11 protein-coding genes are annotated in these 13,721 nt (G+C 70.5%); 8 read left to right on the forward strand and 3 right to left on the reverse strand.

The features are described from left to right. The first annotated feature begins 139 nt into the window (after positions 1–139). From HZS55_RS01605 to HZS55_RS01640, 8 genes are all read left to right on the forward strand, one after another. Complete coding sequence (locus tag HZS55_RS01605) at positions 140–622, forward strand: DUF7529 family protein (RefSeq protein ID WP_179910021.1); 483 nt, start codon at positions 140–142, stop codon at positions 620–622. Then, on the forward strand, positions 619–1,671 hold the full coding sequence (locus tag HZS55_RS01610; protein ID WP_179910022.1) for a metallophosphoesterase family protein: 1,053 nt from the start codon (positions 619–621) through the stop codon (positions 1,669–1,671). The genes HZS55_RS01605 and HZS55_RS01610 overlap by 4 nt, the downstream gene beginning before the upstream one ends. A 162-nt stretch (positions 1,672–1,833) precedes the next feature. Beyond that, the gene (locus tag HZS55_RS01615; RefSeq protein ID WP_179910023.1) at positions 1,834–3,069 is read left to right on the forward strand and encodes a PstS family phosphate ABC transporter substrate-binding protein; all 1,236 of its coding nucleotides are present in this window, start codon (positions 1,834–1,836) and stop codon (positions 3,067–3,069) included. Positions 3,070–3,102: 33 nt separating this feature from the next. Continuing rightward, a complete protein-coding gene (gene pstC / locus HZS55_RS01620) occupies positions 3,103–4,236 on the forward strand; it encodes a phosphate ABC transporter permease subunit PstC (protein ID WP_246308334.1) in 1,134 nt (377 codons plus the stop codon). Next, positions 4,236–5,885, forward strand: coding sequence for a phosphate ABC transporter permease PstA (gene pstA / locus HZS55_RS01625; RefSeq protein WP_179910024.1), 1,650 nt, complete (start codon positions 4,236–4,238; stop codon positions 5,883–5,885). The genes pstC and pstA overlap by 1 nt, the downstream gene beginning before the upstream one ends. Then, positions 5,878–6,780 (forward strand): phosphate ABC transporter ATP-binding protein PstB, encoded by a 903-nt coding sequence (gene pstB / locus HZS55_RS01630; RefSeq protein WP_179910025.1) that lies wholly within the window; start codon positions 5,878–5,880, stop codon positions 6,778–6,780. The genes pstA and pstB overlap by 8 nt, the downstream gene beginning before the upstream one ends. Before the next feature lie 5 nt (positions 6,781–6,785). Further along, on the forward strand, positions 6,786–7,457 hold the full coding sequence (gene phoU, locus HZS55_RS01635; protein ID WP_179910026.1) for a phosphate signaling complex protein PhoU: 672 nt from the start codon (positions 6,786–6,788) through the stop codon (positions 7,455–7,457). Then, the gene (locus HZS55_RS01640; RefSeq protein ID WP_179910027.1) at positions 7,457–8,485 is read left to right on the forward strand and encodes an AbrB/MazE/SpoVT family DNA-binding domain-containing protein; all 1,029 of its coding nucleotides are present in this window, start codon (positions 7,457–7,459) and stop codon (positions 8,483–8,485) included. The genes phoU and HZS55_RS01640 overlap by 1 nt, the downstream gene beginning before the upstream one ends. A 125-nt stretch (positions 8,486–8,610) precedes the next feature. Here the strand turns inward: HZS55_RS01640 and HZS55_RS01645 are convergent, their stop codons facing one another. The 3 genes from HZS55_RS01645 to argS all read right to left on the reverse strand — a co-directional run bounded on the left by HZS55_RS01645 (position 8,611) and on the right by argS (position 13,644). After that, positions 8,611–9,654 (reverse strand): halo transducer protein, encoded by a 1,044-nt coding sequence (locus HZS55_RS01645; RefSeq protein ID WP_179910028.1) that lies wholly within the window; start codon positions 9,652–9,654, stop codon positions 8,611–8,613. 127 nt (positions 9,655–9,781) lie between these two features. Then, positions 9,782–11,560, reverse strand: a complete 1,779-nt coding sequence (locus HZS55_RS01650; protein ID WP_179910029.1) for a histidine kinase N-terminal 7TM domain-containing protein — start codon at positions 11,558–11,560, stop codon at positions 9,782–9,784. Between the two features lie 320 nt (positions 11,561–11,880). Further along, a complete protein-coding gene (argS, locus tag HZS55_RS01655) occupies positions 11,881–13,644 on the reverse strand; it encodes an arginine--tRNA ligase (protein ID WP_179910030.1) in 1,764 nt (587 codons plus the stop codon). Positions 13,645–13,721: the final 77 nt, after the last annotated feature.

Below are 13,721 nucleotides of genomic sequence, written 5' to 3' on the forward strand. Positions count from 1 at the left end.
TGTGTCCGATTGAACAATTAAATAGGTTTTGACTCGTGATACGTTTAGATACATCCTAGAATTATAGGTATATTCATCAATATAGTCTATTTAGCTACCGCTTCGTAACACCCATACACCAGCAGCGAGAGGGACGGGTATGTCGGTCGATACGGACGGCGACACGTCCCCGTGGGGACGGACGGTACGGGAAGCCAACGAGATGGCCGAAGCGCTGCGGACGGACGGCTGGGAGGTCGTCGTCGTCCGCGCGGGCCACGTCGCGCCGGTCTCGCCCGAGGGGCGCAAGACCGACCGCGCCGGGCTGGTGTATCTCGCGCCGGACGGCGTCGCCGAGTCGCTGTCCGAGCTCGCCGAACGCGGCGAGTTCGGGCGGTCGACGGCGTTCCGGCGCCGCGTCGGTACGGATCTCTTCCTCGTGACCCGCGCGAGCGACCCCGAGCGCCGGCTGGCCGTCCTGTTGGTCGGCGGGGTCGACCTCGGACAGCCGGCGGCGGCCGATCTCGCCGCCGCGGCTCGCGAGCGCGGCCGCCTGCAGTCGCACGTCGAACTCCTCGACGGCACGCACCTGGCTACCTTCGGCCACGACCACCCCGAGGACTTCTTGCCGGAGGACCTGTGAGCCGGCCGATCGGTCCCGGCGGGTCCGGGACGGTACTGGCGCGACTGGCGCGGCCGACCGGCGATCCGACTCGGTTCGCGGTGGTCGCCGACCCGCACGTCGCGACCCGGGCCGAGGGCACCTCGAAGCTGTTCGAACGGACGCGAGCACACTTCGAGGCCGCGCTCGCGGACATCGCCGGCCGCGACGTGGACGCGGTGCTGTCGCCGGGGGACCTGACCAAGGACGGCGAGCCCTGGAACTACGAGGCGGTCGACGAGGCGCTGGCCGACCTCGACGCGCCCTTCCACGCCGTCCCCGGGAATCACGACGTCCCCAAGGAGGGTGACGACCACGACACCCCCACCCTCGGACGGTTCGTCGAGCGCTACACGCCCGAGGACCCGGTCGCTCGCGGACCGGACGGGCTCTCCTATCGCGTTCAGGTGGGCGACCTCGACGTGATCGGGCTCAACAGTGCTGGAACGGCCGAGCGGCTGACCGACAGTCACGAGGGCCACGTCGATGCCGACCAGCGGGCGTGGCTGGCCGACCAGCTCGCGCGCGCGGGAACTGCTATCGTGTTGGTTCACCACAACCTCCCCGAAGTGACCGGCCAGCTCGACGCCCACCGCGCGGCCGTCGAGCCCGACCTGGCGGAGATCCCGGCCATGCGCGACCCCGAGCCGCTCGTCGAGACGCTCGGCGAGGGCGACGTACCGCTCGTCCTCAGCGGCCACTACCACCTCCCGACGACGGCGGTCTCCGGCGGCTCGGCGGAACGCGGTTCCACCGGCGCCTCCGTGAGCGAAGCGAACGGAGGCTCGTCAGAGCGACGCTCTGACGGTGTCCGCGAGATCGCGGCGCCGACAACCTGTTCGTTCCCCCAGTCGTACCTGCTCTGCGACGTGACCCCCGAAGGGACGACCGTCAGGCTGGTGCCCGTCGCCGACAGTATCGGCCTGGAGACCGCCCACGCCCGCCGGGCCGCCGATTCGGCGACCGCCCGCGGCCTGACGGGGATCGCCGCCGCCCGCCTCGCCGCTGCTCCCCTGGTCGACGAGCGGTGAGCCCCCGCCCGCCCGGACATCTACTGGTGGCTATATACCGGTACGTACCGACCCCTGCAAACTGTTCGCACACCCACCGGAAAGTACCGCTCAGAGGGGTCTCGTACCGGGTGGTACCCCTATTATAAACCCGTTTAGTTAGGTCCCGACTCGACTGAAGTGATGACGCGAGATTCGGAGCGACCGGCGGACAGGGTAACGCGGCGCAAGTTCCTGCTGACATCCGGTGCCATCGGTGCGGCCGGGCTCGCGGGCTGTTCGGGCGGCGGCAACGACGAGACGGACACGCCCGAGCCTTCGGGCGGCGGGAGCTCCTCGGACGGCTCCGACGGCTCCTCGGGTGACGGCTCCGACGGTTCCTCGAGCGACGAGGAGACGAGCGGCGACTCCTCCAGCGGCGGGTCGAACGAACCGTCGCTGCTCACCGGCGAGGGGTCCTCGACGGTCTACCCCATCGGGAACAAGGGCGCCTCCTACTGGAACGGGAACGCCCCGCCGAGCGACGGCGAGTACTGGGGAAGCAACGACTCGGGCTCGGTCCCCGGCTGGTCGGAGATCGAGACGGACATGCACCTCGCGGACTACTTCGCGAGCCAGTACGGCTTCGAGGCGACCGGCGAGCGCTCGAACCCGCCCTTCCGTGCGACCATCGGCCTGAGCCACTCCGGGACCGGCTGTGAGGCGGTCACCGGCGGCCTCGTCGACATCGGTAACTCCTCGGGCCCGATCACGGCCGAACTCGACTGGAGCGAGGAGGAGGCACAGGAACGAGTCGTCGACCACGTCGTCGGCCGCGACGGCCAGCCGATCGTCGTGAGCAGCGACATCTACGACGCGGGGATCGACCAGCTCACCGCCGAGCAGGTTCGCAAGATCTACCAGGACGAGATCACCAACTGGTCGGAGATCGGCGGCCCCGACCAAGAGATCTTCTGCATCGGCCGCGCGGTCGGGTCGGGCACGGACACCTCCTTCCGCCTCAACATGCTCGGCGACGCCGAGGCCGAGATGCCGGGCGTCGACACCCGCCAGGGCCAGAACCAGGGCGTCGCCCAGCTCGTCCGCCAGAACGAGGGCGCCATCGCGTACATGGCGCTGGCCTTTACCGGCGAGGCGGTCCGCCCCATCGCCCTGGAGTTCGACGGCACGGTCTACCAGACCAGCAAGGACGCCGAGAACACCATCTTCGACAGCGCCTACCCGCTCAACCGCGACCTGCACATGTACACGCAGATCACCGAGGAGACCCCGAGCGGGACGGACATGCGCGAGGGCGCGTTCATGCGGATGTTCCTGACGCAGTTCGGCCAGCAGGTGTTCGTCGAGGACAACAACTACATCCCGCTGCCGACCGCCGACATCGAGGCCGAGATGGAGAAGCTCCCCGACACCGCCTGATCCGGGCCGCCGCGCGGTTTTCCTTCCGATACCATGGCAACAAACCAACAGAGAGACTCCGACGGGTGGCAGTCCCGACTGGCGTCTCGGTTCGCTCGGTTCGCGGCGTTCGTACAGGACACAGATAGCGACGCGGTAGCTGCAGGCGCTCTCGGGGCGCTGTCGCTGGTAGGCGCGTTCGCCGGCTTCCTCGTGACCTCGCCGTACACCTCGGTGTTCCTCGGCGGCTTCCTGGTCGCGGTGGCGTACGGCTGGGTGCGCCACCAGGAACTCGCGGCCCGCGGCGTCACGCTCGCGATGACCGTCTCGACGGTGGTCATCCTCGCGCTGATAACCGTCTTCATCTTCTACGAGGCCTGGCCGGTCCTGGCCGACCGGAGCGGCACGGTGTTCGGCGTCACCGTCCCCGGGCTACAGCTGTTCACCACCTCGGCCTGGACCCCCGCCGAGGCGACCCCGAAGTACTCGATGCTCCCGATGATCCAGGGGACGGTGCTGGTGACGGTCATCGCCACCGCCGTCGCCGGCCCGCTCGGCGTCGCGGCCGCCCTGTTCATCTCGGAGATCGCCCCGCCGGCTGTCCGTGAAGTCGTCAAACCCGGCGTCGAGATCCTCGCCGGCATCCCCTCGATCGTCTACGGCTTCCTCGGATTCACGGTTCTGAGCCCGTGGGCCTCCGACGCGTTCGCCCTCGTGGGTCAGGGCACCTACCTGTTCGTCGGCATCGTCGTCGGTCTGATGGCGCTCCCCACCGTCGTCTCGGTCGCCGAGGACGCGATCAACAGCGTCCCCGAGTCGATGAAGAGCGGCTCGCTCGCCCTTGGGACGACCGACTGGCAGACGATGACGGCGGTCACGATCCCGACCTCGTTCTCCGGCGTGTCGGCGGCCGTGTTGCTCGGTGTCGGTCGCGCGATCGGCGAAACGATGGCCGCGACCGTCATGCTGCGCAACACCCCGACGATCGCCGAGCCGCTGTACAACGCCTTCTACGGCTTCGAGACGCTCACCAGCCTCATCGCGGCCAACTACGGCTCCTCCAGCGGGCTCCAGAAGGACGCCCTGTTCGTCGCCGGTTGCATCCTCTTCGTCTCCGTGCTCGTCCTCAGTATCGGTTCGCAGCTGATCGAACGTCGCATGGACCGGAAGGTCGGGGGTGTCGAGTAATGGCGAGCGCCACCGATTCGTCGGTCGTCCGCGGCGACACCTCGACCTACGAGACGGTCGCCGCGCTGACCGTCGGCCTGGCCGCCGTCCTCTTTTTCCTCGGGCTGGCGGCCACGGTCGAACTCGTCTCGATCACCGGGACGCTCGCCGGCCTCCCGACGCTGACGACGCTGGGCCTGCTGCTGGTCTTGATGGGCGTCGCGGTCGCCGGGTTCGGGTTGGCCTCCTACCGAGGGATCTTCCCGACCGACCCGCGCGCGAGCGCCGGACTCGTCGCCGCGGGCCTGTTCGCGGGGCTGTGGGGACTGATCGGCTTGCTCGTCTTCGCCGAGACGCTCGGCCTCGGCCCCATCGGCGGCGTGGTCGGTGGTCTGGGCCTCGGCGCCGCCGCCTTCTTCGCGACCGCCCTCCCCCGGGAGGACATCGGCTCGACGCTGCCGGCCGGCGCGCTGGCCGCCTTCTTCGGGCTGGTCCTCCTACTGGGGATCGTCGGCCCCGAGTGGTCGTGGTCGCCGGCGAACTTCCCGGACGCCCAGGCGGTGACGTTCTTCGCGCGCACGGTCGCCCCGTTCGCGGTCATGGCGTCGTCGCTGGTCGTCGGCTGGGCCGCGGCCAAGGCCTACGGCGGCTTCGGCGCCCGCGGCCGACACCTCGGCGCGTACCTGCTCGTCTACCTCAACGTCGTCGCCATCATCGCGATCCTCGTCGCGCTCGTCGCCTTCGTCGTGTTCAAGGGCTTCAACCCGGTCACCGAAGGGATCGAGGTCGGCCTCGGCGTCGGCCCGACGACGACCATCGGGCTGTTCGGGCTCGGCTTCGACGTGGCCTGGCCGGTGTACTGGCCGTTCCTGATGAACGGCGCCTCCCTCTTTACCGACATCACGGGCGTGTTCCCGGCCATCGTCGGGACCGCCTGGCTGGTGATCGGCGCGGTCGTCCTCGCGGTGCCGCTGGGCGTCGGCGCGGCCATCTTCCTCACGGAGTACGCCGAACAGGGCCGGTTCACCAACGTCGTCGAGGTCGCCACGAACGCGCTGTGGTCCACGCCCAGCATCGTCTTCGGCCTGTTCGGCGCCGCGTTCCTGGTGCCGCGATTCACCCCCCAGCCCCAGAAGTCGCTGCTCTCGGGGATGATCACGCTGGGGTTCATGCTGCTGCCGCTGGTGGTCATCACGGCCCGCGAGGCGATGATCGCGGTGCCCGACGAGTACCGCGACGCCAGCGCCGCGCTGGGCGTCTCGAAGTGGCAGACGATCCGCAGCGTCGTCATCCCGGCGGCGATGCCGGGCGTCGTCACCGGCGTCATCCTCGGCGTCGGCCGCATCGCCGGCGAGACCGCCCCCCTGTTGCTGACGATGGGCGGCGGGTCGTTCGTCGCCGCCGGCCAGCGGGCGAAGGTACTCGACAGCTTCCAGCTGTCGTGGTCGCCGCCGTTCGTCACCAACCCCGAGCTCACGCAGGCGACGACGGCGCTGCCCTACCAGCTGTACCAGGTGGTCCTGACCGGCACCGGCGAGACCGCCGGCGTCAACGACGTCACCGCCTTCGGTTGGGGGACCGCCCTGGTCCTGCTGGGCGTCGTCCTCGCGTTCTACGCGGTCGGTATCGCCACGCGACAGTACTTCCGGAGCAAACTACAGTATGAGTGAGACAGAACCGAAAGCGGAGAGCACAGCGCGCCCGGCGGAGACGACCGCGGGCGAGACCGACGAGCGGATCCGCGAGGAGTGGCGCGACTACGAGTTCGCCGGCGAGGCGAAACTCGCCGTCTCCAACCTGGACGTCCACTACGGCGACGACCACGCGCTGAAGGGCGTCTCGATGGACATCCCCGAGGAGAGCGTCACCGCGCTCATCGGCCCCTCCGGTTGCGGCAAGTCGACGTTCCTCCGGTGTCTCAACCGGATGAACGACCGCATCAAGGCCGCCAGCATCGACGGCTCCGTCGAACTCGACGGCGAGGAGATCTACCAGGACGGCGTCGATCTGGTCGAGCTCCGGAAGTCGGTCGGCATGGTGTTCCAGGCCCCCAACCCCTTCCCCAAGTCGATCCGCGACAACATCACCTACGGCCCGCGCAAACACGGCGACCTCGACACGGGGTTGCTGGCGCGGCTCACCGGCCGCGACGACAGCGAGGACGCCGACGCGCTCGTCCGGCGCGCGCTCGAACAGGCGGCCATCTGGGACGAGGTCGAAGACCGGCTGGACGACAACGCGATGGGCCTGTCGGGCGGTCAGCAACAGCGGCTGTGTATCGCTCGCTGTCTCGCGGTCGACCCCGACGTGATCCTCATGGACGAACCCGCCTCCGCGCTGGACCCGATCGCCACCTCGAAGATCGAGGACCTCATCGAGGAGCTCGCCGAGGACTACACCGTCGTCGTCGTCACCCACAACATGCAGCAGGCGGCGCGCATCTCCGACCAGACGGCCGTCTTCCTCACCGGCGGCGAGCTCGTCGAGTACGACGACACCGACAAGATCTTCGAGGACCCCGAGAGCCAGCGCGTCGAGGACTACGTCACCGGGAAGTTCGGGTGATCGCCGTGACGCGCGAGGGATACCGGGCGTCGCTCGACGACCTGCGGGCCGACGTGCGCGCGCTGGGCGACGACGCGCTCACGCAACTCGACGACGGCCTGACCGCCCTGGAGACCGGCGACGACGACCTCGCCGAGGCGGTGATCGACGGCGACGCCGAGATCAACGACCGCTATCTCGAACTGGAAGGCGACTGCGTTGACCTGCTGGCGCTCCAGCAGCCGGTCGCCTCGGATCTCCGGTTCGTCGCCGCCTCGTTCAAGATCCTCACCGACCTCGAACGGGTGGCCGACCTGGCGACCAACCTCGGCCGCTACGCGCTGGCGGCCGAGCGACCGGCCGACGAGGTGGATGTGCGGGCTATCGGCGCCGACGCCCGCGATCAGGTGGCGGCGGCGCTGGACGCCTACGAGGCGGGCGACGCCGAGGCCTGCCGCGCGGTCGCCGCTCGCGACGACGAACTCGACGCCCACTGCCAGCGCGCCAGCGAACGGGTCGTCCGCGACCTCCTCGAAGGCGAGGCCGGGGAGGACTCGTGGGCGGTCGAACGGGTACTGGACGACGTGTCCCGGCTCCTCCTCACGATCCGGGACCTCGAACGCGTCGGCGACCACGGGGTCAACGTCGCCGCGCGGACGCTGTACATGATCGAGACGGACCCCGAGTTGCTCTACTGATGCAGACGCGCAAACTCCAACAGGTCGGCGGCGGCACGTACACGGTGTCGATCCCCAAAGAGTGGGCGAACGACCACCAGCTCGAAGCGGGCATGGAGCTGTATCTCAGTACCCACAGCGACGACTCGATCGTCGTCCGCGCCGCCGAGAAGGACGTCGACGAGCTGGCCACGGCCACCGTCGCCGTCGACGGCGACGAGCGCGCGCTGGTCCGGCGAGCGCTCCAGGCCGCCCACGCCGTCGGCTTCGAGACGGTCACGCTCGAACCGGCCGACGCGTTTACGGACGAACAGCGCCGGGCCGCCCGCTCGGTCGTCCGGAACCTCGTCGGGACCGACCTCCTCGTGGAGAACGACGGCGAGATCACCGTCCAGCACCTGCTGGACGCCGCGAACGTCTCCGTCCGCCAGTCGGTCGTCCAGCTGCAGTTCACGGCGCTGTCGATCCACCGCACCGCGACGGACGCGCTCGTCGCCGCCGACGCCGACGCCTACGAACGGCTCCGCGGGCGCGCCGACGAGGCCGACCGGCTCTTCCGGATGGTCGCCCGCCACCTCTCGCGGTCGCTCGTCTCGCTGGAGGAGATCGACTGCCTCGGGCTCACCCGCGCGACGCTGTTCGACTACTACGTCACCGCCCGTCAGCTGGAGGGGGTCGCACGTCGGGGCGTCGGCGTCGCCCGCGCCGCCCGCCGGCTCCCCGAGCCGCTCCCCGGCCCGGTGGCCGAGAACGTCCGCGAGGCCGCCGAAGCCGCCCGGACGGTCGTCGACGACGCGACGACGGCCGTCCTCGACGACGCCGACGAGGGCCTGACCGCGATCGCGCTGGACGGACACGAGCGAGCAGTCGCCGAGATCGAGGCCATCGACGAGGCGCTGTTCGACGAGGCGACCGCCCCATTCGACGGCTCGACGGCCGCCACCGTCGCGCTGGCCCGCGCGCTCGACCACCTCACTCGCACCGCCGACCGCGGCGCCGCCGTCGCCGACGTGGCCGCCCGCGCCGCTATCCGCGAGCGAAACGTCTGACCGCGAGACGTTCGCAGCCGTACTAACCGCTTCTCGACATCATCGTCTCGTTTTCCGCCGCATTCGGCGGTGAGATGCCCGTACGAGACGAATCTCGGGATCCAGACGCGTCGACCGCTCGGCGGTTACGCGCCCGATTCGAGGCCGTCGCGGTGCTCCTCCAGAACCGACCCCACGACGCCCCAGTCGACCGGCGGTTCGCAGTCGGCCAGGCCCGACTCGACGGCCGCGACCGCCTCGCCGAAGCGGTCGGTCCACTCGGGCTCGGCGACCGCGTCGAGTCGGTCGCCCAGCCCCTCGCGGCGACGGTCGAGGTCGTCGAGCCGACCGGCCAGGTCGTCCAGACCGCCGTCGTCGACGGGATCGGCGCCCGCGCGGTCGGCCCACGTCTGCAGGTCGTCGAGTTCGGCCCGCAGGTCGGCGACGGTGAGGCCGGTCGCGCGGTGGCTGAGCGTCGCGTCGAACCAGACTCGGGCGGGGTCGTCCGGGTCCCTCCCGGCCGCTTCGGGGTCGTCCGCGACCGCCGCCTCGATAGCGTCCGCGGCGGTCGCCAGGTCGTCGAGCGAGGTCGCGAGCGCGTCGACGTCCTCGCCGAGTTCGCGGACGCGGACGGCGTGGTCACCGAGCCAGCGCTCGAAGTCCTCCAGATCGAACTGGATCTCGTCGGCGGTCCGCTGAACCGCCCGCGCCCGTTCGTCGACCCGGCGGAGGCCGTCGGCGACGGCGAACCGCGCGGCGGGGTCCTCGCGGTCGTCGACGACCGACTGGAGCTCCTCGCCGAGGGCGGCGGCGCGGTCGGCGACGGCGGCTACCTCGGCCTCGAAGCCGTCCAGGCGAGCCTCGACGGTCGGCAAGTCCGGGGCGTCCTCGGCGGCCGCTCGGGCGTCGTCCAGCGCGATCTCGGCGAGTTCGACCCGCGTCTCCGCGGTCGTGAGCACCTTCGAGGTGAGCTTCAGCGACTCCCCCAGAGCGTCGCGGCCGACGACGCCGTCGGCGGCGGCGAACGACAGCGCGGCCCGGACGGTCTCCGGGTCGCGGTCGGGCTCGCGGGCGCGGACGCGCTCGACGGCCGTCTCGACCGCGAGGCCGTCGAGTTCCGCACCGTCGGTTCCGTCGCCCGTTTCGATCGTTTCTCCGGCCGTGTCGGTGTCGTTCGTGCTGTCGTGCATAGTGGCCCTCGACGCGTCGAACCCTGGTTCGGTCGCGTCAGATACCCGTCGCTACCGGAGCGGCGGATAAGACGGTGACTAAGTTCGCTATAGCGATCGGTCGAGAGGTACGGAGTGATACCGAGAGCTATGTATCAGCGTCGGTCGGCGCGGGGTCGGAGGGCTTCGCGCCGAAGCCGCCGGGGCCGTCGGGGATGCGGACGGTGACGACGGTGCCGTCGTCGGTGTCGAAGGAGACGGTGCCGCCGAGCGAGTCGACGCTCCACTGGACGACCCACAGGCCGATACCGGTGGCGTGTTCGAGCTGGGTCTCGGTGCCGGCGTCGAGCGGTGCCAGCTCCCCGTCGGGGATTCCGGGGCCGTCGTCGGCGACGGTCACCCGGAGCTCGCCTCCGTCGGCGGTCGCCGTCACGGAGACCGTGGGGTCGTCGACGTGGTCGACCGAATTTTCGACAAGGTTGGCGACGACGATCCGGAGCAGTTCCGGGTCGGTCGCGGGGGTCGCGTCGCCGTCGACGTTCACGTCGACCCTCGCGGCCGCGCCGCGGTAGTCGGCGACCGCGTCGGTCAGGACGGCGTCGAGGTCGACCGTCCGGTAACGCGGCCCGTCGCGACGACACTGCTCGAACGTGCGGGCCTTCTCGCCGATGTCGATGAGTTCGCGGGCGCTGCTGTCGATGATGTCCGCGATGTCGGTCAGGCGCTCGTCGTCGCTCCGGTCGGCGATGAGTTCGGCGTTGCCGGCGACGGCGGTCATCTTGTTGCGCAGGTTATGTCGGAGCACGCGGTTGAGCACGTCGAGCCGTTGCTCGCGCCGGCGCTCGCGGGTCACGTCCTGGAAGACGAGCGTCGTCCCGACGGTCGCGCCCTTCGGGTCGGTCAGCGTCGACCGCGAGACGAGGAACTCCCGACGGCGCCCGCCCGAGCGGACGGTGACGAGTTCGTCGGCCTCGCCGGGCCCGGCGCTCGTGGGCGCACTCGCACCGACCCCGGCGGCGGCACCGCCGTCGGGGGCCGGGTCGGCGCCGACGTCGACCAGCGACGAGATGGGGGTACCGAGCAGGGTCGTCCCCTCGCGGTCGGCCTCCAGCAGGGGGTCGGCGGCGTCGTTGTAGTCGACGACGCGGGCGTCGGGGTCGAGCACGAGCACGGGCGTCCCGATGTCGTCGATCGCGGTGCGGTCGGCGGCCCGGCGGGTCGTCGGGTTCGTCTCGAACATCCCGCTCTCGACGAACGCGTAGGCGTCCAGCAGGACGTGGGGGACGAACAGCACCGCGACGAACGCCAGCGAGGGGTCCGACCCCAGGCCGAACGCCCACATCACCACTCCGATCGTCGGCGTGACGGTGCTGAGCGCGACGGCGGCGGCCTCGCGTCGATAGAGGGGGCCGTAGCTCAACACGGTGTCGACCATCAGGGCCACCGCGATGCCCGCGGTCCCCGTCCCGAGAGCGAACGCGAACAGCCCCCACGGTTCGAGCGCGTAGCTCACCGTCACCGCGGGAGCGACGGAGTCGATCCGGAACGCCCGCAGGACCACGCCGTTGACCGGCGCCGTCGCGACGACCACCGAGGTCAGCGCCGCGACCGGCACCATCGTCCACCCGTCGAGCAGCCCGCTCCGGCCGGTGTACTCCAGCGCGAACGCCAGAAACAGCGGCCCGACCCACGCCAGCGCCGCCCAGGTCAGCGACTCCATGACGAACCGGGCACCCGGCTCCGAGACGGCCAGCGACGCGCCGGCCAGCAGACAGAACAGTCCCTGTGCGACCAGCGTCGCGACGAGCCAGCCGGCCCCCGGCTTGCCGAGGTGGCGCCGCAGGTAGGCGACCAGCGCGAACGTCCCACCCGCCGCCGCCAGCGACCCGACCGCCAGCCACGACGAGAGTGCGGCGAATCCGCTCACACTCGATCCACGGACCCCGCCGGGGTCAGCGTCGTACCTAACCAGATTGGTACCGACCGGCCAGCAGGTATGAGTCAGTTCGCTGTGGATTGACTCGGCGATGGCAACGACTGGACCGCCCCTCGCGAGAGCCGGCGCCGTCGCGGTGATCGGGCGACGAGCGCGCGCGACGGCGGGGACGAGGGCGTGCCCGGCCGGTGGATACTCGTCGTTCTCGTGCTCGCACTGGCGACGCTGGCCGGCGTCCTGGTCGCGCTCGGCGGGCCCTGAGCGGGAGCGAGTCGCAGCCGTCCGGTCGCGGACCGCGTCGAAGTCCCGCCCTACATCGAGTCCGGCGCGGCGACGCCCAGGAGGCCGAGGGCGTTGCCGACGGTCTCGCGGGCGGCGGCGACCAGCGCGAGCCGGGCGCGGCGGGTCGCCTCGTCCTCGGCGGTCAGGACGGGACACTCCCGGTAGAAGGCGTTGAACTGCTCGGCGAAGCTACGGGTGTAGGTGGCGACGCGGTGGGGTTCGAGCTCCTCGGCGGCCTCCTCGACGACCGCGGGGAAGCGGGCGACCGTCCGCAGGAGGTCGCGCTCGGCGTCGGTGGCGAGCAGGTCCGGATCGATACTCTCGGCCGTTTCGAGCCCCTCGCCCTCGGCCTCGCCGAGGATGCCGCAGGCCCGGGCGTGGACGTACTGGACGTACGGCGCCGACTGGGCCTCGAAGTCCAGCGCGCGCTCCCACTCGAAGGTGATCGACTTGGTGGGTTGCTTGGAGACGATGTCGTAGCGCACGGCGCCGGTCCCGACCTGTTCGGCGATGCGTTCCACGTCCTCGCTGTCGAGGTCGTCGTCGCGCAGGCGGTCGTCCAGCCGGTCCTCGACCTCGCTCCGCGCGCGGTCGATGGCCTCGTCGAGCAGGTCGTCGAGGTCGACGCCGGTCCCCTCGCGGGTGGACATCCCCTCGCCGCCGGGGAGGTTCACCCACGAGTAGAACACCTGGTCGAGCCGGTCGGTGTCGTGGCCCAGCAGTTCAAGCGTCTCGTTGAGCTGCTCGAAGGTGAGCTTGTGGTCCTCGCCGATGACGGTGACGGCGCGGTCGTAGTTCTCGAACTTCCACTCGTGGTGGGCGATGTCGCGGGTCGTGTAGAGGGTGGTGTCGTCCGAGCGCAGGAAGACGAGGTTCTTCTCGAAGCCGTGGTCGGACAGATCGAGCTGCCAGGCCTCGTCCTCGTAGACGGCCTCGTCGAGGTCCTGCAGGCGCTCGACCACGTCGTCGGTCGCGCCCGAGCGCATGAACCGCGTCTCCTTGACGAACTCGTCGAACTCCGCGGGGAGTCGTTCCAGGGTCTGGGTCATCCCGTCGAGCACGCCGTCGACGACCTCGCCGACCCGCTCGTAAGTTTCCTCGTCGCCGGCTTCGAGCCCCTGCATGATGGCCTCGATCTCCGCTTCGGCGGCCTCGGCGTCCTCGTCGTCGGCGTCTTCGAGGTAGGCGTTGCCTTTGCGGTAGTAGCGGACGAGTTCGTAGTCGGATTTGTCGCGGTCGGGCTCGGGCAGGTCGGACTCGTCGAAGGTCTCGTAGGCCCAGGTGAACACGGCGACCTGGCGGCCGGCGTCGTTGACGTAGTAGTGGGTGTCCACGTCGTAGCCGGCGAAGTCGAGCACGCGGGCGAGCGCGTCGCCGACGATGGGGTTGCGGGCGCGACCGACGTGGACCGGGCCGGTCGGGTTCGCGCTGGTGTGTTCGACGACGACGGAGGTGTCGCGGTCGTCGAGCCGGCCGTACTCGGCCGACTGGGCGCGCTCGACGGTGTCGGCGACGTAGCGGTCGGCCGGGAAGAAGTTGATGTACGGTCCCTGGGTGTCGACGCGGCCCAGATAGTCGTAGCCGGCGGGGTCGATCTCGCTCGCCACGTCGGCGGCCACCTTCGGCGGCGGCGCGCCCACCTCGCCCGCCAGGCGGAAGGCGACGCTGGAGGCGACGGCGGCGTCGACGTCCTCGGGCGGGCGCTCGATGCCCAGGTCCTCGGTCGGCAGGTCGAGGGCCGAGAGCGCCGCCTGCAGGGCGTCCTCGACCTCCGAGCGCAGGGAGAGATACATACCTCCCGGTTTTCGAGCGGCGGATATAGGAATGACGAATGCCGCCGGGGCGAGCCCGGCGGCTCCCGCGACGTGTC

This window comes from Halosimplex rubrum (genome assembly GCF_013415885.1).
Taxonomy (GTDB): Archaea; Halobacteriota; Halobacteria; order Halobacteriales; family Haloarculaceae; genus Halosimplex; species Halosimplex rubrum.